Source organism: Methanofollis formosanus (assembly GCF_019633745.1).
GTDB lineage: Archaea > Halobacteriota > Methanomicrobia > Methanomicrobiales > Methanofollaceae > Methanofollis > Methanofollis formosanus.
Genome location: NZ_CP037968.1, coordinates 1,857,465 through 1,882,485, shown reverse-complemented (window position 1 = coordinate 1,882,485; position 25,021 = coordinate 1,857,465). Strand labels below are relative to the sequence as shown.

Annotated in this window: 23 protein-coding genes and 1 tRNA gene; 6 read left to right on the top strand and 18 right to left on the bottom strand. The window is 64.2% G+C overall.

Annotated features, from left to right (window positions below; genetic code table 11):
- Nucleotides 1–25: 25 nt before the first annotated feature.
- From E2N92_RS08595 to E2N92_RS08555, 9 genes are all read right to left on the bottom strand, one after another.
- Nucleotides 26–1,108, bottom strand: coding sequence for an FmdE family protein (locus E2N92_RS08595; RefSeq protein ID WP_220680779.1), 1,083 nt, complete (start codon nt 1,106–1,108; stop codon nt 26–28).
- Between the two features lie 240 nt (nt 1,109–1,348).
- Complete coding sequence (locus E2N92_RS08590) at nt 1,349–1,864, bottom strand: GNAT family N-acetyltransferase (protein WP_220680778.1); 516 nt, start codon at nt 1,862–1,864, stop codon at nt 1,349–1,351.
- Between the two features lie 83 nt (nt 1,865–1,947).
- Nucleotides 1,948–2,223: an acylphosphatase gene (locus E2N92_RS08585; protein WP_220680777.1), complete on the bottom strand. Its 276-nt coding sequence runs from the start codon at nt 2,221–2,223 to the stop codon at nt 1,948–1,950.
- On the bottom strand, nt 2,220–2,666 hold the full coding sequence (locus E2N92_RS08580) for a C-GCAxxG-C-C family protein (RefSeq protein ID WP_220680776.1): 447 nt from the start codon (nt 2,664–2,666) through the stop codon (nt 2,220–2,222). The genes E2N92_RS08585 and E2N92_RS08580 overlap by 4 nt, the downstream gene beginning before the upstream one ends.
- A 6-nt stretch (nt 2,667–2,672) precedes the next feature.
- Nucleotides 2,673–2,951, bottom strand: a complete 279-nt coding sequence (locus E2N92_RS08575) for an NAC family transcription factor (RefSeq protein ID WP_220680775.1) — start codon at nt 2,949–2,951, stop codon at nt 2,673–2,675.
- 5 nt (nt 2,952–2,956) lie between these two features.
- Nucleotides 2,957–3,292, bottom strand: coding sequence for a cupin domain-containing protein (locus tag E2N92_RS08570; RefSeq protein WP_220680774.1), 336 nt, complete (start codon nt 3,290–3,292; stop codon nt 2,957–2,959).
- A 397-nt stretch (nt 3,293–3,689) separates the two neighbouring features.
- A complete protein-coding gene (locus E2N92_RS08565; RefSeq protein WP_220680773.1) occupies nt 3,690–4,157 on the bottom strand; it encodes a GNAT family N-acetyltransferase in 468 nt (155 codons plus the stop codon).
- 38 nt (nt 4,158–4,195) lie between these two features.
- Entirely contained in the window at nt 4,196–4,417 is a 222-nt protein-coding gene (locus tag E2N92_RS08560; RefSeq protein ID WP_220680772.1) for a hypothetical protein, read from the bottom strand.
- A gap of 46 nt (nt 4,418–4,463) precedes the next feature.
- Nucleotides 4,464–5,288, bottom strand: coding sequence for a MerR family transcriptional regulator (locus E2N92_RS08555; protein WP_220680771.1), 825 nt, complete (start codon nt 5,286–5,288; stop codon nt 4,464–4,466).
- A 133-nt stretch (nt 5,289–5,421) separates the two neighbouring features.
- Between E2N92_RS08555 and E2N92_RS08550 the strand changes: the two genes are divergently transcribed.
- A complete protein-coding gene (locus tag E2N92_RS08550; RefSeq protein ID WP_220680770.1) occupies nt 5,422–5,850 on the top strand; it encodes a hypothetical protein in 429 nt (142 codons plus the stop codon).
- Complete coding sequence (locus tag E2N92_RS08545; protein ID WP_220680769.1) at nt 5,847–6,374, top strand: hypothetical protein; 528 nt, start codon at nt 5,847–5,849, stop codon at nt 6,372–6,374. Before E2N92_RS08550 ends, E2N92_RS08545 begins: the two co-directional genes overlap by 4 nt.
- 345 nt (nt 6,375–6,719) lie before the next feature.
- Here the strand turns inward: E2N92_RS08545 and E2N92_RS08540 are convergent, their stop codons facing one another.
- Entirely contained in the window at nt 6,720–7,388 is a 669-nt protein-coding gene (locus E2N92_RS08540; RefSeq protein ID WP_425515751.1) for a nitrite/sulfite reductase domain-containing protein, read from the bottom strand.
- A 158-nt stretch (nt 7,389–7,546) separates the two neighbouring features.
- A tRNA-Pro gene (locus tag E2N92_RS08535) sits at nt 7,547–7,621 on the bottom strand.
- Between the two features lie 804 nt (nt 7,622–8,425).
- Here E2N92_RS08535 and E2N92_RS08530 point away from each other — a divergent pair.
- Nucleotides 8,426–8,956: an NYN domain-containing protein gene (locus tag E2N92_RS08530; RefSeq protein WP_220680768.1), complete on the top strand. Its 531-nt coding sequence runs from the start codon at nt 8,426–8,428 to the stop codon at nt 8,954–8,956.
- 513 nt (nt 8,957–9,469) lie between these two features.
- On the opposite strand, the gene E2N92_RS08525 is transcribed toward E2N92_RS08530, so the two are convergent.
- The 5 genes from E2N92_RS08525 to E2N92_RS08505 all read right to left on the bottom strand — a co-directional run bounded on the left by E2N92_RS08525 (nt 9,470) and on the right by E2N92_RS08505 (nt 18,658).
- A complete protein-coding gene (locus E2N92_RS08525; protein ID WP_220682980.1) occupies nt 9,470–13,339 on the bottom strand; it encodes a DNA-directed DNA polymerase II large subunit in 3,870 nt (1,289 codons plus the stop codon).
- Nucleotides 13,340–13,863: 524 nt separating this feature from the next.
- The gene (locus E2N92_RS08520) at nt 13,864–14,961 is read right to left on the bottom strand and encodes a HEAT repeat domain-containing protein (protein ID WP_220680767.1); all 1,098 of its coding nucleotides are present in this window, start codon (nt 14,959–14,961) and stop codon (nt 13,864–13,866) included.
- A 1,539-nt stretch (nt 14,962–16,500) separates the two neighbouring features.
- Nucleotides 16,501–17,010: a HEAT repeat domain-containing protein gene (locus E2N92_RS08515; protein ID WP_220680766.1), complete on the bottom strand. Its 510-nt coding sequence runs from the start codon at nt 17,008–17,010 to the stop codon at nt 16,501–16,503.
- A 5-nt stretch (nt 17,011–17,015) separates the two neighbouring features.
- Nucleotides 17,016–17,951, bottom strand: coding sequence for a mechanosensitive ion channel family protein (locus tag E2N92_RS08510; RefSeq protein ID WP_220680765.1), 936 nt, complete (start codon nt 17,949–17,951; stop codon nt 17,016–17,018).
- Nucleotides 17,951–18,658, bottom strand: a complete 708-nt coding sequence (locus E2N92_RS08505) for a DUF432 domain-containing protein (protein WP_220680764.1) — start codon at nt 18,656–18,658, stop codon at nt 17,951–17,953. The genes E2N92_RS08510 and E2N92_RS08505 overlap by 1 nt, the downstream gene beginning before the upstream one ends.
- A gap of 89 nt (nt 18,659–18,747) precedes the next feature.
- On the opposite strand from E2N92_RS08505, the gene E2N92_RS08500 reads away from it, so the two are divergent.
- Nucleotides 18,748–21,408: a cation-translocating P-type ATPase gene (locus E2N92_RS08500; protein WP_220680763.1), complete on the top strand. Its 2,661-nt coding sequence runs from the start codon at nt 18,748–18,750 to the stop codon at nt 21,406–21,408.
- Between the two features lie 20 nt (nt 21,409–21,428).
- On the opposite strand, the gene E2N92_RS08495 is transcribed toward E2N92_RS08500, so the two are convergent.
- Nucleotides 21,429–21,860, bottom strand: coding sequence for an FKBP-type peptidyl-prolyl cis-trans isomerase (locus E2N92_RS08495; protein WP_220680762.1), 432 nt, complete (start codon nt 21,858–21,860; stop codon nt 21,429–21,431).
- Between the two features lie 89 nt (nt 21,861–21,949).
- Between E2N92_RS08495 and E2N92_RS08490 the strand changes: the two genes are divergently transcribed.
- Together E2N92_RS08490 and E2N92_RS08485 are read left to right on the top strand one after the other, a co-directional pair.
- Nucleotides 21,950–22,606: a 2'-5' RNA ligase family protein gene (locus tag E2N92_RS08490; protein ID WP_220680761.1), complete on the top strand. Its 657-nt coding sequence runs from the start codon at nt 21,950–21,952 to the stop codon at nt 22,604–22,606.
- A gap of 48 nt (nt 22,607–22,654) precedes the next feature.
- On the top strand, nt 22,655–23,827 hold the full coding sequence (locus E2N92_RS08485) for a cation:proton antiporter (protein ID WP_220680760.1): 1,173 nt from the start codon (nt 22,655–22,657) through the stop codon (nt 23,825–23,827).
- A 1-nt stretch (nt 23,828) separates the two neighbouring features.
- Here E2N92_RS08485 and E2N92_RS08480 read toward each other — a convergent pair whose 3' ends face one another.
- Complete coding sequence (locus E2N92_RS08480; protein WP_220680759.1) at nt 23,829–25,001, bottom strand: aminotransferase-like domain-containing protein; 1,173 nt, start codon at nt 24,999–25,001, stop codon at nt 23,829–23,831.
- Between the last annotated feature and the right edge of the window lie 20 nt (nt 25,002–25,021).

Sequence of the window (25,021 nt, the reverse complement as noted above, 5' to 3'; positions counted from 1 at the left end):
AAATCTTCGGGCAGGCAGAAACTCCTCAGCCCTCCACGCCCAGCACCTTCAGCGGGTTGACCCCGGCGTAGGTGAGCATCGCAAACTCCTCCGGGCTCTCGCACCTGAACTCCTTGACTGTGGTGACCAATTCCTCGGGCCGGTCGACGTAGTCGATCAGTTCGAGGTCCATCACCAGTTTCGAGAGGAGCGGATCCCCTTTCCAACCGGCAGTGCCGGTCAGTTCATTGCTCCGTGTCATGTTGTACGCCACGACCAGACCGTCGCCGCTCTTCGTCGCCTCGTCCCACCTGACATAAATGCCCGCGACATTGGTCCCGTACTTCTTCTGCAACGCATCCTTCTCGACCGCACTCAGATCCTTCGCGAAGAAACCCCGCTTCCCCGCCGTCGCGTCCCACACAATCGGGAAGAGATCGTCCTTGCACCAGACCGGGCAGGCGATGACCTTATAACTCTGCTTCGGACTCTCGATGGGAAGTTTCTCCTCCACATAATGGGAGATGAGGTAGCCGCTGCTCACGCCCGGACAGAGGTGGTTGTGGAACGAGGCGACCCTGAGGAAATCGTACGTCGTCGCCGGATCGGCCCACACATTGGCGATGGTGATGAGACTGAACTCGTTCCCGGCAAAGACCTTCTTCTCAAGGTATTCGGTCCACACACCCTGGTTCTTCAGGATGTACGCCGCATCGATCTTCTTCTTTGCCATGACGGCAAAGACCTCATCGGCCGGCATCTTCGTGATCTCGGCGGCCGAACGTGCCGTCGCCGTGCCGTTCACCTGGAGGAAGACCGCCTCGCCGGAGTCTTTCTTGTAGAAGAAGAACCACAGCGGCGAAAACTTGCTCCTCTGGGGCATGAGGAGATTCGCGTCGCCGATAGTGCACCCGCTCGCGTCGGTCACCCCGTTCAGACACTTTTCAGTTGTTTCTTTCCCGATCATCGCACAACCGGCGTCGGTCATCGCCAGCAGATGTGCATCGCCCTTTGCAGAACCGAGCTGGTCCATCGCCACTGTCGCCGCCTTCGTACCGATCGCCTCCATTGTCGCATCGTCGGCAAGGACGATCCCGGGCACCGCCGCCAGAAGGAGGAGCATAACCATACATAATCGCATCTTCGTCACAACGATCACCTGCTCCGCGCCGTCCCGGCGCTGAAAAGACCGGGTGGGCACGGCAAAATTCACACAGGATACAATTTTCGTATTATCAAATAGTTATGATATACTTTTGGATATTACCAATGTCCCGATGAAAAACAGACATTCGAAGCAGGATGCGGGATAGATCGCCGGATACGCCCGGAACCATCGCGGGAAAAGAAAAGATCGGCCCCGCACCGCTCACGACCCGGAGCCCGGCGCCCTGAGCCACCCCATCTGGATGTCGTCCTCGTAGAGTCCGCTCACGCCGTAGATGCGGCCCCTCATCCGCCCCTCGACGACGAACCCCAGCGACTCGTAGAACCGGATCGCCCGCGTGTTGCTCTCCCTCGCGCTCAGTTCGATCCGGTTGATCTCGGGCATCTCCTCGGTCACCACCCGGATGAACTGCTCGAAGAGCTGCCGGCCCCACCCGTGCGACTGGCACACCGGGTGTACCGAGATGGTGAGGTCGGTGAGCACATGCCCGAAGACTCGCAGCCCGCAGCGGGAGGCATGCACCTCCCCCACGACCCGGCCGTCGTCGTCCACAGCGACGAGGGAAAGGCCGTCGGCGATGCATCTTCTCAGAAACGTATGGATATAGGTGGGGGTGATCTCCTCCCGGCAGCGGGCAAGCCCACCCGGCACGGCGGCGGTCTCAGCATATAATCCATAGATGGCATCGGCATCTTCGAGTTTCGAACGGCGAATCAATCAGATCAGACCTCTATCGTAGTTGCCTCTTTATTGGGGCCTGTATTATGAAAAATCTTAAGAAAAAAATCGGTGCACCGCGCTCACCGCCGCACCGCAAACCCGACGAACTCCCCGGCATACGCCTCGTCAGCCACCTCGACGCCGGTCACCCGCGCCGCCGGCGGGCCGCGACGACAGAAACCAAGCATCGCCTCGACACCCTCCGCCTCGCCCTCGAAGACCGCCTCCACCCGACCGTCGGGGAGGTTTCGCACCCATCCGGTCACCCCGTGCCGCGCCGCCTCCTCGCTCGTCGCGTCCCGGAAGAAGACCCCCTGCACCCGGCCGCTGACGAAAACATGCACCCGCGCCTTCATGACTCCCGCAGCACCTCTTCGACGATCTCCACCGCGTCCCGCACATACCCGGTGCACCGCGCCGCAAACGCCCCGGCTTCCTTCGCCGCCGCGAGGGCCTCAGGGTCGGAGAGATTGTAACCGATGAGCGCCGTGCACTCCGTCGAACCGTGGCGCCCGGCAAACCGGCGGAGGAACTCCCGCACCAGCACGTAACATGCTTCCTTCCCTTCCGCATCGCCGGGGATGGCGGTGCCGCGGGTCAGGCCCAGGACGAGCACCGCCCCGCTCACCGCCCCGCAGGTCCGGTCCGTATGGGCGAGGCCGCCGCCGAACCCACACGCCATCTTCCGCACCGTTGCCTCGTCCGCCCTGCACTCCTCGGCAAACGCCCCGGCCACCGCCTGGGCGCAGTTCAACCCGCCGGTGAACGACGCCGCAGCCCGTTCGGATCGATCAGACATCGACGATCACCTCCGGGCGGCCAGTGCGGCCCGGTACTCCGCCATCAACGCCCCCGCGTAGGCGTCGGCCTTCTTTGTCGGGACATAGTTGAAGGCCTTCACCCGCTCCAGGAGCGCCGCCCTGATCTCGTCCTCGCGCTCAAGGCCGAGGGCGATCACGTCCTCGAGGATCCGGTCGAGACGGTCGATCCCGGTCGCCTTCCCATCGACCAGGACCTTCCTGATCTCCGGACCCGCCGGCACGGCGCCGCCGCAGATGGTGCAGTATTTACCTTCGTCGGGCACGCCGTTCACTCCCGGACCATCGTCAGCATCATCTTGAAGCGCGTCACCGCCGAGAGGGCATGGGGAGCGTTTGCCGGGAAGATGATCGTCTCGCCCTCCTTCATCTGGTGGGTCTCGCCCGCGAGCCAGACCTCGCACTCCCCGTCGAGAATCGTCACCACCGCATCGTACGGCGCCGTGTGCTCGGAAAGCCCCTCGTCCTCGTCGAAGGAGAAGAGGGTGATCGTCCCCACCGGCCGGTTGACGATCATCCTGCTCGCCACCGTCCCGTCCTGGTACTCGATGAGATCTTTCAGGCGGAGCACCTTCCCCTTCAGTTCAGCACGTACCTCGTCGCTCATGATCTCGTTCCTCGTTCAGGAGAGCATCGCCGCCACCCGATAAAAAGCATGGCGTCGGGAGGACGGCATTTCCTGATCATCACGCCGTCCCGTTATCATGACCCCGAAGATTGGAGTGGGACAGGAAAGGGGCGATCATTACTTTCAGGGGAGGAGCACACCTCCGCGTGCCGCTCCCCGCCCTATCTTCTCGCGAGACGGCGGAAAAGATTCGATGATGGGGGAGCGGCATGTTCTGATCATCACGCCGTCCCCCGCCCTATCTTCTCGCGAGACAGCGGAAAAGATCCGGTGATCGGGGACGGCACGGGCGATTATCCGGCGTGCCCGAAACCCGTGTTCACCCATACGCCGAAAAACCTCCGGAACAGCGATTCAAAACCGTGACACAACGAGATCACTCCTCGAACTCCCGTTCCATAAGAGCATAATTCGACACCGCCATCCCCAACCGTCGGTACGTCTTCTGGGCGGCCAGGTTCTCCTGATCGACGTACAGCCGCAGCCCCACCACCTCGGGCCGGCGCCGGCCCTCGGCCTCGAGGGCACCGAAGAGACGGGCGAAGACCCCCTGCCGCCGGGCGTCCGGGTGGACATAGACACTCTGAACCCACCAGAATAGCCCGTCGCGCCAGTCGCTCCACTCGAAGGTGACCATCGCCTGCCCGACGACCAGACCGTCCGTCTCGGCGAGAAGATAGAAGCCCTTCGCCGGGTCGGCGATCACCGCCTCGACACCTCGACGAACCGTCGCCGGGTCGAGGATTTTCGCTTCGGTCTCCAGCGCCATGGCAATATTGTACTCCGCGATCACCGCAGCGTCGGTCGCGACCCCCCGGCGGAGGTGCACCTGCTCCTCGTGCATTCCTAGATCCTGGAAAAAAGAAGGGAAGACGTTTTCCCCTACCTGACGATATGACGCTCGCACTTGTCCGGCCTGGCCTCGATCTGCCGGCTCATGGGTTCGATGAGGTAGTCGTCCGGGTTCTCGACGAGGTCGAAGGCGTTGACCCGCATGTCGATGAGCTCCTGGTAGGTGAACCCGGCGGTCCTCCGCCCCCCCTTCTGGCGGTACTCGACCAATACTCCGTTGGCCAGTTTCTTCACCCCGGTGATCTCCTCCATGCTCCCCCAGACACCGCCCCGCCATATGAACCCTTCGGCGGGACGGTCACGCGGCCCGCACGACCGGGTACTGCACCTCGGTCCTCAGTTCCTCGGGCGAGACCTCGTGCGGACTGTTGTAGAAGAGTTCCCGGTCCGGGCCCCGGAGGCCGAGGCCGGCGGCCGCGGCGTACTCCTGGATCTTCCTGTAGGCAGAGGTGAGATTGTAATACGGCCCGGTATACAGGACCGAGACAACCTCCACGGCCGGGAGAACCTTCACCTCTACCCCCTCGCCGACGCTCACCCGGCCGGCGACCGGGACCGCGAGTTCGAGGTCGGCGTCGGTCTCCCGGTACTCCTCGTCGTAACAGAGCATCATCACCGGCCCGACGATCCGCACGCCGTTCCGCTGGTTTTCCGGACTGTACACCGCGGCCATCAACTCCTCGATGACCCGGTGGCAGACGTCCTCGTAGGTTCCTTTCTCTCTCTTGCTGATCACCCGGAGTTCAGGGATCTCCTTGACAACTGGTTCTGACAGCGACATAGCAAACAACTCCTCAAGGGAAGTCCTGGCAGACAGGACCTCCTCGATCCTGGCGAGATGCGCCACCTCCTGCCGCACGGCAGCCAGGCGCCTCCCCACCATCCCGTCGTTGGCCTCCCCGTCCAGGACGGCCTTCATCTCTTCGAGCGAGAACCCGAGGCTCGCCAGGGTCCTGACCCGCACCGCCGCCTCGAGTTGCCTGATCGTGTAGTTGCGGTAGCCAGTGATCGGGTCTTTCGCCTCAGGCACCAGCAGGCCCTTCTGGTCATAGAGGCGGAGGGCCTTCTGGGTGAGGTGCACGATCCTGGAGAACCTTCCGATGGGGATCTGTTCGACGGTCATGGTGTTCACCTGAGATGTGGGCGGGCGCCGGTCATCATATGCCGCAGTCTGCCCCGGGGAAAGGTGGGAGAGGCCGGTCATGAACCTTGTGCCGACCACACATCTCAAATCCTCCCCGCGCCCAGATCAGCCCATGGAGATCAGGAGCAGTGCGAAGAAGACGGCGAAGTCCTTTCTCCAGATCGTCCCGATGATCGCCGGGGTGCTCCTCCTGGTCAGTCTGCTCACCGCCGCGATCCCCGAGGAGGCCTATGCCGCGCTCTTCACCGGCCACCCGGTCCTCGACCCCCTCGTGGGGGCGGCGGCAGGGAGCGTGGCCGCGGGCAACCCGGTCACCAGTTATGTGATCGGCGGCGAGCTCCTCAGGGTGGGCGTGAGCCTGACGGCGGTGACGGCCTTCATCGTCGCCTGGGTGAGTGTCGGGCTGGTCAGTCTCCCGGCCGAGATGGAAGTGATGGGCCGGCGCTTCGCCCTGGCCCGCAACGCGATCAGTTTTCTCTGCGCCGTGCTGATGGCCGTGCTCGTCGTCCTGGTCCTCTCAGGTCTGGGGGCGAGCCCATGAACCCGGAGCAGAAAGGAAAAATCTCGCCGTACCCCGCCCTCTTCCTCGCCGTCGTGCTCCTGGTGTACGCCGTCGTTTTCATCCTCGACCCCGACCTCGCCGCCCGATCGCTCGCGCGGTTCGCGGCCCTCCTCCGCCAGGTCATCCCGGCGCTCGTCCTGGTCTTTCTCCTCCTCTTCGCCGTCGACCTTTTTCTCACACCCAAACGGGTGGCCGGGGCGCTGGGCCGGGAGGCGGGCGCACGCGGCTGGCTGATCGCCACCGTCGTCGGCGTCGTCTCGACCGGTCCGGTCTATCTCTGGTTCCCGCTCCTCGCCGACCTCAGGAAAAACGGGATGCGCCCGGCCCTGGCCGCCGCCTTCCTGTACTGCCGGTCGGTGAAACTGCCCCTGGTCCCGCTGATGGTTTACTATTTCGGCTGGCTCTACACCGCCGTCCTGACCGTCTTCATGCTCGGGTTCTCGGTCGTCGTCGGCCTCGCCACCGAACGGGTCGAGGAGTGGGGCGGGAAAAAAGAAGAGTAGAGATCTTCCAACGCACATTTGAGAGGGAATGGGACGGACGGCAGCAACCTCTGATCGATCGCCCCTCTGCCTTCCCGGCCCCATCGCCATCCCGGGGGTTCCGGGGGCAGAGCCCCCGGCGGGAGGATGAGGGAAGGTGTGATGATCAGACCCGCCGCCCCTCATCGCAGAATCTTCACCGGCGTCTCGCGCCGGGGGGCAAGTGCCCCCCGGACCCCCCACGACGAGGATAGGCGTGGGACGGCGATGGAACAAGGCCTCCCCCGATTCTCTCGTCTTGAAAAGAAAGAGGCGCGCGCTCGCCTCATGCTGAATTCTACAAAGCCCGGAGAACAAAAAAGAAGATTAACCGAGGACGGCGTCTTTCACCGCCTCGATCCCGACCCGCTCCACCATCCGGTGTGTGCGCTCGCCGGGTTTGCCGTGGACCTGATAATATTCGAGCAGCCGGCGCACCAGGTCCAGGACCTCGTCGCGGTTGAGGTCTGTGGCGATGACGTCGCCGATCCGCGGGCGGCCGCCCGAGTTCCCGCCGAAGATGACGGTCCACCCTTTCGTCGTCCCGAGCACGCCGATGTCGCGCACATAACTCTCGCCGCAACAGCGCGGGCACCCCGAGACCCCGACCTTCAGTTTGGCCGGGAGGTTGAGGTCGCGGTAAACCGCCTCCACCTCGGTGCCCAGGCCCAGGGAGTCCTGCACGCCGTACTTGCAGACCTCGGTGCCAGGACAGGCCTGGACGTAGTGGAGACAGGGCGCCGTCGCCTCGCCGACGGTCATCCCGAGTTCAGACCAGATCTGATCGACCTCTTCCTTCTTGATCCCGACCAGGGCCATCCGCTGGCCCGAGGTGATCTTGAGGACCGGCACCTCGTACCGGCGCGCCACTTTTACGATGTTCTCAAGGTCGGTGGTGGAGACCAGGCCCGCAGGTGTCCGCGGCACGATCGCGTAGGTCTCCAGGTCGCGCTGGAGGATCGCCCCCCGCGGTCCTTCTTCTTCTATCGGCATCATCACGTTTCCCCCCTTTCTGGACGGATAGAGGGAGGCGGAGAGATATACCTTTCGGAGAGGGGGAGGACGGAGCGGTCGTGCGGCAGAGTCCGCGGAGGAAGAACAGGGTGCCGAAGCCCGCGGCTTGTGAGAGACGAAATCAGAAGAATGAGTGAAAATGGGGTCGCTGAGATTCGAACTCAGGTTACAGCGTCCCGAACGCCATAGGATGGACCAGGCTACCCCACGACCCCAGTGTGCATTATAGATTCGCGGTCACGGTATTTGAGAGCTTCTAATCGAGGGAGGTCGGGGGGGCTGGAGGAAGGGAGGGAGAAGAAGGGAGCGCATGACATTGTCACCCCACAGGCCCCGTCCGGCTGCTCATCAGATCAGGAGGTGCCCGAAGGTAAAGGGAAGGAACCTGACCGATGGGACGACGATTGAAGGGGGCCCTTTCCCTCTCAGGGCGATCGCCCCCGCCCCCTATCTTCAATCATATCTGAGAGGCCATCCCAAAACTCTCCGGCCCCCCTCTTGCAGAAGATAGCGACGACGGATGGTGGTTGAGAGAGCCTCACCTCTTTGTTGCGCAAATCTGCATCCATACCCTTCCCACACGCTCGCGCTCGGGGGGGCGGCAGGCCCCCGGGTGGAGAATAGGGATCGGAATTTCTGGAAGGAAGCACTTCAGTCCGGGGAGATGTTCAACCTCAGAGAGTTTGGGGATATGCTCTGAATAAAAATTCATATGGAATCGCCAATCCCAAAACAAAAAACCAGACTTTGCCGGGTGCCCGGGGAGGGACGCTTCACGCAGAGGAGAAGAGGAACGGGTTTTTCAGAGGGCGGCCTTCCATTCCGCCCTATGATCCTTTCTGCAGGCCAGAGATAAACAAAAATAAATTATATTTATGGATTTGAATACTAATTTGCCTCTGTATGCTTCGTCTTTCAGAAAATTTATATCTCGCCGAGGAGACAAGTATACTATCATACTCGCTATCGTCCTCCCCCCGGACGATAGTTTATTCTTGTATCGATCCTTTTCATCCTCCATGACCGGGAGGGCGGCCGTATTCATCGACAACGGGTACCTCTCGAAGGTCTCGCCGGAAGGAACCAAGATCGACTTTGAAAAGTTCTCCGACGAAGCCTGCGAGGGAAGAGAGCGGCTGCGCACCTACTTCTACGACTGCATGCCCTACCAGAGCGACCCGCCCACCGAGGAGGAGAAACGCCGCTACGCCCAGTACTGCAAGTTCAGGGACATCATGGAAGGCCTGCCCAGGTTTCAGATGCGGTTCGGACGGCTGCAGAAAGGAGTCGGCGAGACCTATGAGCAGAAGCGGGTGGACATCCTTCTCGCCGTCGACCTGGTGCGGCTCAGCTGGACCGGGCAGATCGAGTATGCGGCGGTCGTCACCGGCGACAGCGATTTTGTCCCGGCCGTCGAGGCAGCGAAGGACGCCGGCGTGATCGTCACCCTCTTTTACTCGAAGAAGACCGCGCACAACGAACTCCTCTCGGCCGTCGACGAGCGGCGCGAGATGGACGAGGCATTTTTCGAGCGGATTCAGCGGGATTAGGGACGCGTGAAGAACACAGGGTCGCCGATATGATCCGATGAGAGCATGCTCTCGCCTCGCGTGAAGGGAATGGCGGGGGAGGCATCACGCGTGATCCCCCTGAAAAAAGTTCGACTCTCTTCCGTCTGGTTCCGATCTTCAGGGTCGCGACGTCGGGAAAACATGATGATCCAAACATGCCGTCCCACCCCACCGGATCTGTTCTGCCATCTCACATGAAGATAGGGCGGGGGACGGCAGGGGGTGGTGTTCGTGTCTGCTGTACTTTTGTGACGGGAGGAGTCGGGCGTTCCTATCTTCAGGGTCATGAAAACAGGATGGCATGACGATCAGGTGTGCCGCCCCTCTTCACCGAATCTGTTCCGTCATTTCGCGAGAGGATAGGGACGGGCGGCATCACGCATGATCCATCCGAAAAAAGATCAGCCATCTCCCGCCCCGGCCCAATCCCCGGGTTCACGACGATAGGAAAGGTGTGGCGATCAACCATGCCCTTCCCGATCGTCCCGTCCTTCACATAAAGTCCGCGAGCCCGAGTTGCTTCTCCTTCTCCTCGCCGAAGGTGGAGAGGATCGCCATGTCCAGCACCTCGACCCGCTGTTTGGTGTACTCCGAGACGGCGTACTGCTCACAGAGGTTGCGGCTCATCGTGAGATACTTCTTCACTGAGGCCTCGTGGACCGTCTGGAGGATCTTGCCGCCGCACTTCGTGCACCGCCCCGAGAGCGGCATGCGGCGGTACTTCTGACCGCACTTTGTGCACCGCACTGTCTGCGAGGCGAAGGCCCGGAGGTTGCCCATCAGGTCGCGGATGAAGTGGGTGTTCAGCACCCGCTCGGCCACGTCGTCCTGGTCCACCGCCCGGATCATCTCGGCAAGGTCGAGTTCGGCCTGCATCTTATCGAGCATCGAACCGAGCATCGTGTAGGTGGACTCCAGGGGCCCGGCCGAGATGTCAGCGGTGTCGTGGGTGAACCGGAAGCCCTCGTACTGCGCTGGCGTGCCGACGCGGAGATCGACATGATCGATCACCTTCTCCAGATCCTTCGCCGGGGCGAAGGCGAGCGCCGCCTCGTAGAGTTCGAGCGGGTAGTGATCGACGACGTCGACGTTGAGACTCTCCTTGTCCACCTCTTTGGGGTCGAGGCGGGAGGTGAGCACGAGCGGGGCGTCCATCGACCCACCCCGCGTCTCTGGCAGAAACGACCTGGAGAAGTTGATCAGCCCGTCCAGGAGAAGCATCACGCAGTCCTCGTCGCCGTCGCACTGCCCGCAGAAGATCCCGTTCGCCGCGAGTGTGTGGTCCTCGGCGACGGTCAGGCAGTAGACCGCCTCGTCCGGGCACCTGAGATAGTCCACGCCGGTCACGGTGTCGGAGACCACGCCCCCGCCCTCCATCACCGGGACGCGGTCGCCGACCTTCACCTCCATCGCCATGATCTTCCTGAGATAGCAGAGGTCCCAGACCAGCATCGTGTGGTCGGGCGTCACCTCCAGCGCCCGGCCCCGCGCCGTCTCGAACCTGATGAGGTGGTCGGGAGCGCGGTGGACCGAGACCGCCGTCACCCGGCGGGGCCTGACATTGCCCTGCGAGTCGACGGCGAGCACCGTGGCCCGCCGGCGCGGTTCCGACCAGTGGGTCCCGGCCTGGTCCAGGCCAGGACGGCCGAGGTCGAAGTTTTCCAGCACGAACTGGCTGACCGGCACCTCGCGCCAGTGCCCGCCCTCCATCACCCTGATGAGGGTGTCGCCCTGGAAGCAGTTGCGCCGTTTGGCCGCATGGAAGAAGGGGTGAGCGTACCCGACCTGCGCCTTCGTGAACCCGATGAGCCTGCAGAGCACCCCGGCGCTCGTGTGCGGGGCGAGGCCGATGAGCATCTGCCCGATGAGGTCGGCGGGTTTCTCGGCGTTGTAAAAGCGCGGCAAACCGTAGAACCGCTCCAGAAGATCGTCGACGAACCGGGAGACCCGGAGGAGCCACTCGCCGCAGAGTTCGGAGACCATGATGTCCTGGCACCGCAGTTCGAGCACCTGGTCGGGCCCGGTCAGTTCGACGCCGTCGTAGTCGTGGGTGTAGCCGATCGCCCTGAGTTGCTCGACGCTCGCCCCGACCTCCTGCGGGCGGAAGTGGGTGACCGGGAGGTCGATCATGTCGTAGCGGGTCGTGCCGTCCTTGAAGACGTACAGCCCGTGCAGCGCCCGGAGGATACCCTTCTCGATCGGTTCCACCGTCCGTTCGGCCGAGATCATGCCCTTGACACCCTTGACCAGTTGCACGGCGTTGTGGTTCATCTGGAGGGCCTTGAGAGCCTCGTCGTACTCCTCCTTGATCGGGAGGTCCGTCTCCTCCAGGCAGACCGTCTTCCCCTCGCAGGCCGGACAGATCCGGCCTTCGGCCTCGCGGTTGCATTTGGGGCACCGCCAGACCGCTTCGGTGTGCCCGCCGCAGACCGGGCAGCGGTTCTTGAAGGTGACCCGGCGGCAGGCGGTGCACCGGCGTTCGCCCACCTCGGCGTGGATCGTCCCGCCGTCCCGGTTGCTCCGCGGGCGGTACGAACTGGCCGCCTGCACCGACCGCCTGGCCCCGCCGGCCTCGCCGACCGGGAAGAGGACGTGGGGTGCGGGCTTCATCTCACGCGGTTTGGACTTGCCTGGCCGGCCCATCCGGCCGCCGATCCTGATCCCGCCCCGCGACCTGACGGCAAAGCCGGAGAGGTGTGATACGAGGTCGAGAGACGGGCCGTCGGGGGCGTCCTCCCAGACCAGGCGTTTCTCCAGGGTGAGGGTGAGCCCCAGGCAGGCGAGGAAGGCCAGGAAGGTTTTGAGCACCACCTCGCCGTCCTCGACGGTGCGGGGAATGAGGAGCACGTCCAGGACGTCCCTGAGTTCGGGGCCGTCCTCGATCCTGAGCGCCCCGCCCGCGACCCGGCCGTGAGCGGCGACGTACCCGGCGAGCCAGCGGATGCGGTCAGGCGCAAGGTCGTCCCAGAACCAGGTGTAGGCCGGGTGGAGCGGGGCGCCTTCGAGGGCGAACTCGATCGCTTCGAGTTCGCTCTCCGGGTGGCGGGGACCGCCTTCCAGGAGCCACCACTCCTCGCAATAGGTCGGCGGGATGAGGGGGTGGTTGTTCTCCAGGAACTCGCCGTAACTGATCAGGATCTCGCCGACGTCCAGGATCTTCTCGATCTGCGGGACGATCCGTATCGCCTCCTCGGTGTCGTCGACCCGCCGCACCGCGCCCGACTTCAGGCGGACCGTCGGGCCCTCGATGCTGTCGACCGGCACCACCCCGGCCGCCTTGCCCGGACGTTCGGTCTTCATCTGCGTCCCGACCGCGAGGTAGTCGCCGAGGATGTGGAGGGTGGCCGGGTTGAACCCGGCGGCAGCAAACCCGGTGTTCCGGGAGCGGCCGTATCGCAGCCTGAACCCGCCGGTGCGCATCGGGTACGAGAAGACCGGTCGGCCGCCGATGAGGTCGCGGATATACTTGTCCTTCGGGTGGACGCCGGGCTCTTCCTCTTCCTCGTCGTCGCTGGAACTCGAGGCCCCGTCGATGATCTGCTGGAGCCAGTCCCAGCCTTCCATCTTCATCTTTCTGACGTTCTTCATCACCTTGGGGGCCTTGAGGGCCAGGCCTTCGGCGACGACCAGGCACATCCCGCCCCGCACGGTGTTCGTCTCCACCCGCTCCAGGTTGCGATACCCGGAGACCTCCTCACGCTCGGTCGGTTCGCCGTCGATACAGACCGGGCAGTTCCGGATGATGAGGCGGATCTCGTCGTCGCTGGGCATATACTGCATCGACTGGATGCCGTTGTACTGCTTGAGTTCCTCGACGTAGCGCTCCACCTCTTCGGTCCTGGGTTTGTAGCGGTCGATCCCGATCTGCTGGCGGACATAGTCGGCGACCAGGACCGAGAGCGCCTGCGCCGTCCCCCCGGCCGACCGGATGGGCCCGGCATAATAGACCTTGAGATATTCGGTGCCGTCGTCGTTCTTGCCGAACCCGACCTTGGCGATCCCTTCGGTCGGCGCCGCCACCACGCCCTCGGTGAGCAGACCCATCGAGGTCCTGATCGCGTGGTCGACGATCTCTTCCCGCGTCTCTTCGCCGAACATCTTCGCGGCGAAGTCGTCGCCGATCTTGAGCGAGACCTCCTCACGGGACATCTGCTTCTCGAGTTCCCGGATCCGCGCGGCCACCCCCTCGATCCCGAGGAGGGCCTCGACCCGGTCGCCGAGGTCGTTGGCCAGCGGGATCTCGATCTTCATGCGCGGGTCGTAGCCTCTGGCCCGCGCCGCTTCCGCTACTTTCAGGACGGCGTTGAGGTTCTGTTCAAGGAGTTTGAAGTACCCGGCCATCGACGGCGAGACCGCTACCATGGGGATCAGGTCGTCGGCAAAGAACAATAAGATGGGTGGCGCATGAACTCTGGGCATGCCTCTGCGACACCGCATGATTGATGGTCATCGAGGGCAGGCCTCGCCCGTCAGATCATGGCAGAACAACAGAAATACACGCCGCCCCCCGCCCTATCCTCTCGCGAGAGGGCAGAAAGATCCGATGATAGGGGGACGGCACGCCTGATCACCACACCCTCCCCATCGTCATGACCCCAAAGATAGGGCCACCCGACTCCTCCCGTCACAACAGAACAGCAGACATGAACACCCCCCGTGCCGCCCCCGCCCTATCTTCTCGCGAAACGACAGAACAGATTCAGTGATTGGGGCGGCACGTTTTGATCATCACGCCGTCCCGCTTTCATGACCCCGAAGATTGACCCTGGACGGAAAAGAGGCGAATCATCATTCAGCAGGATCACGCGTTCCATGCTGTCCCCTGTCCTATCTTCTCGCGAGATGGCAGAACAGATTCAGCGATGAAGGGCGGCACGTCCTGATCATCACCCCTCCCCGGCACCCTCCCGCCTGAGCCCCGCCGAGAGGGTCTGCCTGGCGGCGTCGCGGATGTCGGGGTCGGGATCGTCGAGGGCGGCGAAGAGGACGTCGACCCCGGCCTGCTCGCCTTCCTCGGCGAGGACCATCGCCGCCCCGATCCGCACCCAGGGGCTTTTGCGGCCGAGGGCGGCACGGAGTGCCGGACCGGCGACGGCCTTCCCCATCTCCCTGAGCACGTCCACCGCACCGAACCACCGGTCCCGCACCTTCAAGCCCTCGACCACCGGCGCCGCCGCATCGGCACCGATCCCGGCGAGGGCGGCGACGGCCCCGGCCTTCACCTCTGGGTCGGGGTCGGCGAGGAGCGGGACCAGGGCGGCGACCGCCTCGTCGCTCCCGATCGCCCCCAGGGCCTCGGCCGCCTTCCACCGCACCTCGGAGTTCGGATCGGCAAGGAGGGAACGGAGCGCGGGGACGCACGCGGGCGAAGGGATCCGACCGAGGGCCAGGGCCGCGGCCCACCTGGTACCCGCGTCGGACGACCCGGCCGCGCCGGCGAGGACGTCGCAGGAGGCCGCCCCGATCGCCGCAAGGGCGAGGGCCGCTCGCGTCCGCACGTACCGGTCGGGATCGCCGAGGGCCTCACCCAGCGGCCCGACAGCCGCCGCGTCGCCGACCTCCCCGAGGGCCACCGCCGCCCCCCACCGCAGGTCGACGTCCTCCGCGCCGAGCAGACCGGTCAGCACCGGGAGGGCCGGGGTGCCGATCTTCCCGAGGGCCTCCAGCGCCGCCCACCGCACCCCTTCGTCCGGGTCGGTGAGGGCTTCTTTCAGGGGCCCGACGGCCTCCGCGTCGCCCGACTCCCCGAGGGCCGTCGCCGCCAGGTAGCGCACCCTCGGGTCGCCGCTCCCGAGATCGCGGTACGGATCCTCGCCGGGCCGACGCCTGAGGAGGAGGAAGGCGGCGCCGAAGAGCGCCGCTCCGGCGAGCATGGCGACGAGAACAAACGGAACCGAGAGCGCACCTCCGGTCAGAAGGAACAGCAGGAGTGCGATCTCGACGAGAAGCGCGGCGACAACGACCGCCCTGAGCACGTCCGCCATCAGGTGAAGATGCGGGCCGCGGGGTAAAAAAGGATCTCTTCGTCGCTCTGGTGGCGTCCACCGGGGGATCATTGAAACCGAAGACAAAAGGGGTGTCCGACCGGCAGGGCCAGTCGTGAAAACATGGGATCCTTCCTCCTTCAATTCTCGATGGGTGCGTGGAACCGATGGAGGGTAATATTATCTGGCAATTGTAGGAGTATGGTTCCGGCTCCATCCTCCCTGTATGGACGGCCGGATATATGGTTGAGGTATTCCCTGGATTGCACAAGGAACCTGTGTGGTCGGAACAGAGGATTACGCCTGCCCGACGGCGACGGTCACATCGGCTCACCTCCCCTGAAGAGCGAGCCAGACTTCTTCTGGTGCCGTAACCACCACGGCCCGTCCGGATCTAATCTCTGTCGTGTTCATATGCCTCTGAATATATAGTCAGAGGTTCGGGGCTGATGTACCCTTCCCGAAGAATGTTTGGAAAAACGATTTTTGTAGAATTGCTCTCGATCGTTCTCTTCGCCGGGGGGCTTGCCGCTCCCCGGTCCCCCCGCGCGAGCGATGGGTGGCGGACGGCAATACGCTCTCCATGGTCATTGATTGTGCCTTCCCGGCCCTATCTTCATCCCGGGGGTCCGGGGGCAGAGCCCCCGGCGAGAAGATGGGGGAAGGCGTGGTGATCAGGCGTGCCGCCCTCATCGCAGAATCTTTCCGGTCATCTCGCGCCGGGGGGTTTCACCCCCCGGACCCCCCACCGGTGAAGATTAGCGGGGGATCGTATCCCGTCTTCACGTTCATCGCTCTGCCTTCCCGTCCCAATCACAATCCAGGGGGTCCGGGGGCGCAGTCCCCCGGCGCGGTGGTGTGGGAAGGCATGAATGCATGGGTGCGCAACGAAAAGACGAGGATATTTTCTTCACATCCATCGCTATCTTCTGAGAGGGAGAGGACTGAAGAGTTTTGGGATGACCTCATATTATATCAACCAGATAATATCTGAACACCATTCTCTAAATACAAGATAACCAATACTATTGAGCAGCATGGGAACAAAAATATGTGATTACAAATCTGTTGAAGAGTATGAAAATGATTTGAAAAAAACCCGGTGGGGCCGATTTAAGTTATGGTGTAAAAATGAATTGCCCCTCATTCAACAGTTGTCTATGTTTTTTTCTTAAAATTTAATTTTAGACGTTATCCCAAAAGTACCCCGGGCTTGAACACTCGCTCTGGATCGGGGCTTTATCACAGCCATCTCTCTGCCTTCCCGGACCTACCTTCATCCCGGGGGTCCGGGGGCGCTGCCCCCAGCGCAAGCGTGTGGGAAGGCACAATCGATCAGACCGGCCACCCACCAGAATGATTAGCAATACTAAACTATTTTCTCACGCCGGGGGGGGGCGGCAGCGATAGGTGTTCATATCTGTTGTACCGTCATGAGAGAAATCACCAAACCCAGTGGGTCTCTTGAAAAACGATCAGGATCGCGGGTGCTCCCGAAAAAAAAACGATGACGCTTCCACAAAAAAAAAAGAATTCCCTTCAGGACGACTTCTCGTCGCTCAGCCCCTCGACCAGGTCGCCGATCCCCTCCTCGCCCATCTTCCAGAGCGTAAGGGAGGCGCACATCCGCTGCACCTCGTCGCCTTCCTTCATGAGACGCCTGAGCGGAGCAAGGGCCGGCGTTCCGATCCGGCAGAGGGCCATGGAGACAAAACCGCGGAGCGCCTTGTCCTCGGTGGCGAAGGCCTCGATGAGCGGTGCCACCGCCACCTCTCCCATCGAGCCCAGGGCCGCCGCCGCATACCGCCTGAACCCGGGATCTTCCTCGATGACCATCGTGATCAGCAGGGGCTTGATCGCCGGTTCCCCGATCCGCGCCAGAACCCGGGCGGCATACCAGCAGGTGCTCTCCTCTCCTCCGGTCAGGACCTCGATGAGCGGGAGAACCGCTTCCTCCCCCATCGCCGCCAGCCGTTCCTCGGCCGCATGGCGTTCGTCGATATTCTGGCTTGACAGTGCCTCAATCAGGCTGGTAATCTCTGCATCCATGATATCTACCTTCCTTCATCCCCCTCGGCGTCAGGATCCGGGGGCGCCGCACTGTCGGCACCGGTCTCCGGGAACGTGGGCTCCGGGGCCGGAACCGGGGTGGCCGCCTCGCCGACCCGCAGCCCCTTCCGAAGCGCGAGTTCGTTCTGGAACCAGACCACCCGCTGCGGGAAGGGTATCTCGATCCCGTTCCGTTCGAGTTCAGCCTTGATCTTCCAGAGAAGATCGGTGTACACACCCCACCACTCGCTTGCCGGCGCCCAGATCTTCACCTTGATATTCACCGAGTTGTCGGCGAGTTCGTCGACATAAACCGACGGTTCCGGGTTCTTGAGGGCGAAGGGGTGCTCATCAATCACCGCCCTGATGATCTCGATCGCCCGCCCTGCATCGGCGTCGTACGGGATGCCGACGACATAACTGAACCGTCTCGCCGCATGGGCGACATAGTTTGTGATCGCAGATGTGAAAACCGTTTCATTCGGAATCCGCACATAGACCCCATCGTAAGTCTTGACGATCGTCGAGAAGATGTTGAGGTCGGCGACGTCGCCGGCCACATCCCCGATACTGATGTTGTCCCCGATGGAGATCGGCCGCTCGACGATGAGGAAGACCCCTGAGATCAGGTTGCCGAGCACGCTCTGGCTGGCGATACCGATGACGATCGAGAGGAACCCGCCGGCCACCAGCAGCCCGCCCAGTTCGACCTCGAAGATCGGGAGGAGCATCAGGGCGGCCAGGACCAGCACCGAGTAGTTGACGACCTTGATGAGGAGATCGAGCTGGCTGCGCTTGATCTTGTCGGTGAGCGACTTCTTGAGATAGATGGTCAGGAGTTTGGCGATGAAGGCCGCCCCCACAATGAGGACCAGGATGGTGAGGAGATGCCACCAGTCGATGCCCTCCAGGAACGAGAAGTCGAGATCGGATTCCGCCATTATAACCCCTGGTCCATCAGGAACCGCGAGCGCTCCACGCCGGCGAGCACCCGGCCCAGATAGAGTTCAAGCGCCTTTTTCTGTCCTTCTTCAAACGGGCGGTCCCGGAACGAGGTCTCGGCCACCATCGTACTGACCAGCCGCATCCGCGCCTGCATCGAGACCAGCGCATCGTCGTAGTAGATCTTCATGCCGATACTCTCGAGCACCACCCTGGAGAGTTCGACCCAGTCCCTGGTGGTGTTGCTGATGGTCAGGGCGAGCAGCCCTTCCCTGAGGGGGTCGAGGTCGGGGGGTGCGGCATAGGTCGGGCTCTTCCAGTACCTCGCGATCGTCCCGCCGTCCGACGCACCGTACAGCGTGTACTTGGGCGCGTTCCAGGAGAAGATGTCCAGCACCTCGAGGTTCCCCCGGCCCGCGACAAAGACCCCGATCTCGACGGGGAAGGTGAGGTAGACCGTCGACCTCGCACCCGGTTCGATGGAGAGGGGGTCGAACTCCACAAGAAGGGCGTGGCAGATGCTCTTGGGGAGGTTGAGCGGTTCGACCGGGTTGACGATGACGCGGCCGCCCGAGGAGAGGAGGAGATGCTCCTTTCTGCTGCCGTTCAACTCCCGCCGGTAGAGATATCTCCCACTCTCGTGCTCGAAATCGAGAGAGAAGCCGTCGGTCTCGTAGTGGAAGGGGAGGTCGTGGGTGCCGTACACGCATTGAGTTTCAAAGGGCGCGCTCTTTAAGGTATCTCAGGCGGCAGGGGGCCGAACGCTCTTTCTATCATGAGAACGATCCCGGTCTGATGGCGGCGCGGGAACCCCGCTGGCACACCCTCGGCTCGGCCGGGGTGCTGGACGCGCTCTCCACCGGGGAGCGCGGGCTCTCCGCGACCGAGGCGGCGGCACGCCTGGAGCGGTACGGCGAAAACCGGATCGCGGGCGACGAGGGGGCGTCGGTCCCGGCGATCGTGCTGCGGCAGTTCAGGAGTTCGCTGGTCCTCGTCCTTCTCGTCGCCGCGGCCATCTCCCTGGCGGTCGGCGAAGGCGTCGACGCCCTTGCGATCCTGCTCATCGTCGTCCTCAACGCCGTGCTGGGCACGGTCCAGGAGTGGCAGGCCGAGCAGGGGATGAAGGCCCTCAGGCGGATGCTCGGGTTGCGGGCCGTGGTAGTGCGCGACGGGAGGGAGACGGAAGTTGACGCCGCCGTGCTGGTCCCCGGCGACATCGTGCGCCTGGAGAGCGGGCAGAAGGTCCCGGCCGACCTCGTCCTCATCGCCACGACCACCCTCCAGGTCGACGAGGCCCCGCTCACCGGCGAGTCCGAACCGGCCACGAAGGTCGAAGGGGCGCTGCCCGGGGAGACGCCGCTGGCCGAGCGGGAGAATCTGGCGTATATGGGCACGACCGTCGTGAACGGCCGGGGGACCGGGGCGGTGGTGGCGACCGGGATGGCGACCGAGTTCGGGTGGATCGCCGGGCTGTCCCGGCGGGTCGAGGAGGTGAAGACCCCGCTCACGAGGCGGCTCGACCTGCTATCACGACGGGTGGGGGAGATCGCCCTCGCCGTCGCCGTCCTGGTGGTGCTCATCGGACTGCTGCAGCGGCGGGAGGTCTACGAACTCTTTCTCACCGGGGTCTCCCTGGCTGTGGCGGTGATCCCGGAGGGGCTGCCCGCGGTGGTGACGCTGAGCCTGGCCGTGGGAGTGAAGGCGCTGATGCGCCGGCACTGTCTGGTCCGCCACCTCGCCGCCTCCGAGAGTCTGGGCTCGGTCACGGTGATCTGCACCGACAAGACCGGAACGCTCACGAGAAACGAGATGGCAGTGAGCATGGTCGCCCTCCCCGGCGGCGAGCGGGTGGCGGTGGAAGGTCGGGGCTACGAGCCGACAGGCACCTTCCTGGTCGACGGGGCGGCCGTCATGCCCGGGATGGTGCCGGGCCTGCAGGTCTTCCTGCGGGCCGGCGCCGTCTGCAGCCACGCCTCCCTCACAGTCGATGAGGATGGGAGGCCCGGGATCCTCGGGAGCCCGACCGAGGGGGCGCTGGTCGTGGCCGCGGCCAGGGCCGGGATCAGGCGGGAAGACCTCCCGGCGATCGAGGAGGAGGCCTCCTTCTCCTCGGCGCGAAAGCGGATGACCGTCGCGGTCACCGAGGGGGAAGGGCGGGTCGCCTACATGAAAGGGGCGCCCGAGGTGGTGCTCGGGCACTGCACCCGCGTGCTCACCGGCGGACGGGTGCGGCCCCTGGACGGGGTAACGAGGACGGCGCTGCAGGACGGCCTGGAGGAGGCGGCACAGGGGGGCCTGCGAGTGATCGCAACCGCCTGCCGCCGCATGAAACCGGGCGAGGGCCTGGAAGAACCGGCGTTCATCTTCCTGGGCTATGCCGGGATTCTGGACCCGCCCCGCGAGGAGGCGCCGGAGGCCCTCGGCCTCTGCCGCCAAGCCGGGATCGACGTGGTGATGATCACCGGCGATGCCCCGGCGACGGCCACAGCGGTCGCCAGGGCGGTGGGGCTTCCGGGCACCGGGGTGGTGCGAGGCGCCGATATCGACGCCATGGACGACGACGCCCTCCTCAAGACGTTGCGGGAGACAAAGGTGCTGGCCAGGGTCACGGCCGAACACAAACTCCGGGTCATCGACCTCTTCACCAGGGAAGGGGCGGTGGTGGCGATGACCGGCGACGGGGTGAACGACGCCCCGGCCCTCAAGAAGGCGCATGTTGGGATCGCGATGGGCGTGAAGGGCACCGAAGCCGCCAGGGAGGCGAGCGACATCGTGCTGGTCGACGACAACTTCGCGAGCATCGTCGCCGGCGTCGCCGAGGGACGGCGGGAGACCGACAACATCGCAAAGTTCACCAGGTACCTCCTCTCCTCCAACATCGGCGAGGTGGTGGCGATCACCGGCGGCCTCCTCGCCGGCCTCCCGCTCGTCCTCCTCCCGGCCCAGGTGCTCTGGGTGAACCTGGTGACCGACGGGGTGACCGCCCTGGCCCTCGGGGTCGAACCGGCCGAGAAAGACGTGATGCGCCGCACGCCGGCCAGCCCCGAGGCCGGGGTGCTGCCGCGCCGGGCGGCGGCCGGGGTTGCGCTCATCGGGGCGGCGATCGGGGCGCTAGTCCTGACGATCTTCGCCCTGGCCCTCGGCGCCGGCGAGGAACGGGCACGGACCCTCGCCTTCACCGGCCTGGTCGTCTTCGAACTGGTCAACCTCTTCAACTTCAAGTCGCTGCACGCCGGCGTGCTGGAGACCGGACTCTTCTCAAACCCCTCGCTCATCGCCGCGGCCGCGGCCAGTCTTCTCCTGCAGGTCGCGGCGGTCTATGCCCCGCCCCTCCAGGCGGCCTTCAGGACCGTCCCGCTCACCGGGCCCGACTGGCTTCTGCTCCTTCTCGTCGGCCTCCCTCTCCTGCTGTTGGGCGAGGGCTACAAATGGGTGGTCGGACGCGGAGAAAAATGAGAGGAACGGTGATGAGAACCTCACGAGACCGAGACGACCTCGACCTCGAAACAGAGGATCTCGCCTGCCAGCGGATGGTTGGCATCGATGACGACCGTCTCCTCGGTGACCGCCGCAACCCGCACCGGCACTTTCTCCCCTTCGGTGAGTTCGGCCAGGAAACTGCTTCCCGGTTCCGGGGCCGGGCCGGGTCCGAAGACCGTCCGGGGGACCTCGGCCACGAGCCCCTCCTGCCACTGGCCGTAGGCCTTTTCGGGATCGATCGTGAACGACTTCTTCTCGCCCGGGGCCATGCCGACAAGCGCCTCCTCGAAGGCCCGGAGGTACTCGCCCCCGCCGATGATCAGGACCAGCGGGTCGCTCTCAGTGGTGGCACCGAAGACGCGGCCGTCCTCAAGCGTGCCGGTGTAGTGGAGGGTGACGGTGCTCCCATGTACTGCCTGGTCGGACATACCCCCCCTGCGGAGCGGGAGGTGAAGTAGTTTGCGGACCGGGGCCGGAGCAGGAAAAGCATATTATCTCAGAGGGTATCTCTACATCCATGCACCAGGAGAACGAGGCAATTGCCGTCGATATTGCACTTATTCCGCCGTCAGAGGTCAGGAGCGAGGTCGGAAGGATCAACCGGACCCTGATCAGGCGGAGCAGGGACCGCGGGGTGCTCCTCGGTCCAGGCGGCGGGATCGCCCACATCACCCTTGCCATGGCCCCGATCCGGGCCGCCGACCTCCCGGCCGTCTGCGATCATCTCGCCGGGGTCTGGGAGCGGCACCGGCCTCTCGGCATCACCCTCACCGGGGTCTCCAGTGTCATGACCGCTCCGGGCCACCCGGTCTCGGGCTTCGACGTCGCCCCCGAACCCGCGCTCCGGGCACTCCACGACGAGGTCGTCCGCGGCATCGCACCCTTCGCCCTCACCGAGACCGCACCCTCGATGCTCGCGGTGCGAGGGGGCGAAGCGGCCGACCCAGGGATCCTCGAGTATGTCAGGGAGTTCGGGACCGCCCATGCCGGCGACCGCTACTCGCCCCATATCACCCTCGGCGTCGGGGAGGCCGGAGACCCGGACACCAGGCTCCCGCTCCCGTACCGGTTCGCCGCGGAGACCGTCGCCGTCTGTCACCTGGGCAACGGCGGGACCTGCCGGGAGGTGCTCAGGGAGTTCGGGGGACGGCAGGCCCTGGCTCCCCTCCCCTGAGATGAAGAGGCCACACCCCTTTAATATCCAGGGGTCTCATCCCTCCCCATGAGCACCGGGATCGAGACCACCATCGAGTTCCAGATGAGCCTGCTCCTCTTTGTGGCGCTCACCGGGTACCTCGTGGCGTCCAGGATCAACCAGTCCGCCGTCGTCGGCGAGATCCTGGTCGGGCTTATCGTGGGCCCGAGTTTTCTCGCGCTCATCACCTACACCGATTTTGTCAGGAGCCTCGCCGCCCTCGGGGCCGTGATCCTCCTCTTCGTCATCGGCCTGGAGTTCGACCTCAAGGACCTCCTGGACCGGCGGTACGTCGTCATCGGCCTTTCGGGCGTGATCGTACCCTGGCTCGGCGGGTTCTGGCTGGCAGAGGCGATGGGGTATCCCTTCGGGAGCGCCGTCTTTGTCGGTACCGCGATGACCGCCACGAGCATCGCGATCACCGCCAACGTCCTCAAGGAGATGGGACAGTTGAGCAGCGCGGCGGCCAGGGCGGTGATCGGGACCGCCGTCATCGACGACGTCCTCTCCCTCATCGCCCTCTCGGTCTCCATCGACGTCGTCGCCGGCACCTTCACCCCCCTCGGCGTGGCGACGACGGTCTTCAAAGACCTCGCCTTCATCGTCGTCGCCGGCGCCGTCGGGATCAAGGTGGTCGCCCCCCTCCTCGAACGGGTCGACCGGACGCCGCTCGCACAACGTTACCCGGAACTCGTCTTCATCACCGCGATGGCCGCCGCGTTCTTCTTCGCGATGGGGGCCGAGTTCATCGGGATATCAGCGATCATCGGGGCCTTCATCGCCGGGATCTCGTTTCGGGGCGTCGACCTCGCTCACTCCCGCGACCTCAAGGAAGGGGCCGAGTATCTCCACATCATCTTCGCCTCGATCTTCTTCGTCTCACTCGGGATCCTCGTCGACATCACCGCCCTCACCCCCGGGATCGCGCTCTTCCTCCTCGCCCTCACCGTCGTGGCCGTCGTCACCAAACTCATCGGCTGCGGCGTTCCGGCACGTCTCCAGGGCGTGAGCACCAGAAATTCGCTGATCATCGGGTTCGGGATGGTGCCGCGTGGGGAGGTGGCGATGATCGTCGCCCTCATCGGCCTCAACCAGGGCCTCATCGACCAGGGCGTCTATGTCGCCATCGTGCTGATGAGTCTGCTGACGACGGTGATCACCCCGATCGTCTACCGGAACTGGCTGTACAGGGAGACCTGATCTACACGCCGATGGCCCGGGCGAGGCGGTGCATCCCCTCGGTGATCCGCTCCTCGTCGGCATTCGAGAAGTTCAGGCGGACCGTCCTCTCCCCGCCGCCGTCAACATAGAAGGGAAGGCCGGGGAGGATGGCGACTCGCTCGGCAAGGGCACGCTCGAAGAGGGTCATCGAGGAGAGGTCGGGCGGGAGGGTCACCCAGAGGAACATCCCCCCATCCGGATCGGTGCGGACGACTCCGTCAGGGAAGAGATCGTCTATCAGGGCGGCCATCAGTGCGGAGTGTCGGCCGTACACCCGGCAGATCTCCCTGACATGCGCATCGAGATCGGTGTCCAGAAGGTACCGGGCGAGAATCCGCTGGTCAAGAGTGCTGGTATGGAGGTCTGATGCCTGTTTTGCAACGACAAGGCGCTCGAGGACCGCAGGATCCGCACAGATCCACCCGACACGCAGTCCCGGCGCCGCGATCTTCGAGAAGGACCCGGTCAGGATTGTCGAGTCAGGAAGATACGTCTTCACCGGCGGCAGAGGGCGGCCTGCAAACCGCAGTTCGCCATAGGCGTCGTCCTCGACAAAGAGCGTATCGGTTCCTTCGAGGAGCGACGCCACACCCTCCCGTTTCTCCTGCGACCAGGTGATCCCTGTGGGGTTCTGCGAGTTCGGGACACCATAGAAGAGCCTGACATCCCGCTCTTCGAGCACCCTCTCCAGGGCGGCGAGGTCGGGGCCGTCCTCTTCGAGAGGGACAGGAGAGAAATGGGGTTCATACAGGGAGAGAGCCTGGATGGCACCCAGATAACCGGGGCGCTCGATCGCCACCGCATCGCCGGGGTCAAGAACGACCTTGCCGATCAGGTCGAGAGCCTGTTGCGAACCGCTGGTGATGAGGATCTCCTCGGGACCGACCTCAAGACCGAGCCTCTGCCTGTACCGGTCGGCGATAAACTCCCTGAGCGGCAGATAGCCCTCGGTGGTCGCGTACTGGAGAGCAGCGGCACCACCGGATTCGAAGACCGATCGAGCCGCCGTTGCAATCTCCTCCACCCGGATAAGAGCCGGGTTCGGGAGACCTCCGGCAAAAGAGATGATCTCGGGGCTTTCAGTGACCCTCAGGATCTCCCGGATAAAGGAGCGGGGCGTCTTCTCCATTCTGGCGGCGTACCGGCATGTCATCACGGAACCATGCGGTTCGT

Bases quoted from the DNA above. Each gene is read 5' to 3' on its own strand.
- E2N92_RS08595 (WP_220680779.1), bottom strand. From the start codon at position 1,108: ATGGTTATGCTCCTCCTTCTGGCGGCGGTGCCCGGGATCGTCCTTGCC.
- E2N92_RS08585 (WP_220680777.1), bottom strand. From the start codon at position 2,223: ATGAAGGCGCGGGTGCATGTTTTCGTCAGCGGCCGGGTGCAGGGGGTC.
- E2N92_RS08580 (WP_220680776.1), bottom strand. From the start codon at position 2,666: ATGTCTGATCGATCCGAACGGGCTGCGGCGTCGTTCACCGGCGGGTTG.
- E2N92_RS08570 (WP_220680774.1), bottom strand. From the start codon at position 3,292: ATGAGCGACGAGGTACGTGCTGAACTGAAGGGGAAGGTGCTCCGCCTG.
- E2N92_RS08565 (WP_220680773.1), bottom strand. From the start codon at position 4,157: ATGCACGAGGAGCAGGTGCACCTCCGCCGGGGGGTCGCGACCGACGCT.
- E2N92_RS08560 (WP_220680772.1), bottom strand. From the start codon at position 4,417: ATGGAGGAGATCACCGGGGTGAAGAAACTGGCCAACGGAGTATTGGTC.
- E2N92_RS08555 (WP_220680771.1), bottom strand. From the start codon at position 5,288: ATGACCGTCGAACAGATCCCCATCGGAAGGTTCTCCAGGATCGTGCAC.
- E2N92_RS08550 (WP_220680770.1), top strand. From the start codon at position 5,422: ATGGAGATCAGGAGCAGTGCGAAGAAGACGGCGAAGTCCTTTCTCCAG.
- E2N92_RS08545 (WP_220680769.1), top strand. From the start codon at position 5,847: ATGAACCCGGAGCAGAAAGGAAAAATCTCGCCGTACCCCGCCCTCTTC.
- E2N92_RS08540 (WP_425515751.1), bottom strand. From the start codon at position 7,388: ATGATGCCGATAGAAGAAGAAGGACCGCGGGGGGCGATCCTCCAGCGC.
- E2N92_RS08530 (WP_220680768.1), top strand. From the start codon at position 8,426: ATGACCGGGAGGGCGGCCGTATTCATCGACAACGGGTACCTCTCGAAG.
- E2N92_RS08525 (WP_220682980.1), bottom strand. From the start codon at position 13,339: ATGGTAGCGGTCTCGCCGTCGATGGCCGGGTACTTCAAACTCCTTGAA.
- E2N92_RS08520 (WP_220680767.1), bottom strand. From the start codon at position 14,961: ATGGCGGACGTGCTCAGGGCGGTCGTTGTCGCCGCGCTTCTCGTCGAG.
- E2N92_RS08515 (WP_220680766.1), bottom strand. From the start codon at position 17,010: ATGGATGCAGAGATTACCAGCCTGATTGAGGCACTGTCAAGCCAGAAT.
- E2N92_RS08510 (WP_220680765.1), bottom strand. From the start codon at position 17,951: ATGGCGGAATCCGATCTCGACTTCTCGTTCCTGGAGGGCATCGACTGG.
- E2N92_RS08500 (WP_220680763.1), top strand. From the start codon at position 18,748: ATGGCGGCGCGGGAACCCCGCTGGCACACCCTCGGCTCGGCCGGGGTG.
- E2N92_RS08495 (WP_220680762.1), bottom strand. From the start codon at position 21,860: ATGTCCGACCAGGCAGTACATGGGAGCACCGTCACCCTCCACTACACC.
- E2N92_RS08490 (WP_220680761.1), top strand. From the start codon at position 21,950: ATGCACCAGGAGAACGAGGCAATTGCCGTCGATATTGCACTTATTCCG.
- E2N92_RS08485 (WP_220680760.1), top strand. From the start codon at position 22,655: ATGAGCACCGGGATCGAGACCACCATCGAGTTCCAGATGAGCCTGCTC.
- E2N92_RS08480 (WP_220680759.1), bottom strand. From the start codon at position 25,001: ATGACATGCCGGTACGCCGCCAGAATGGAGAAGACGCCCCGCTCCTTT.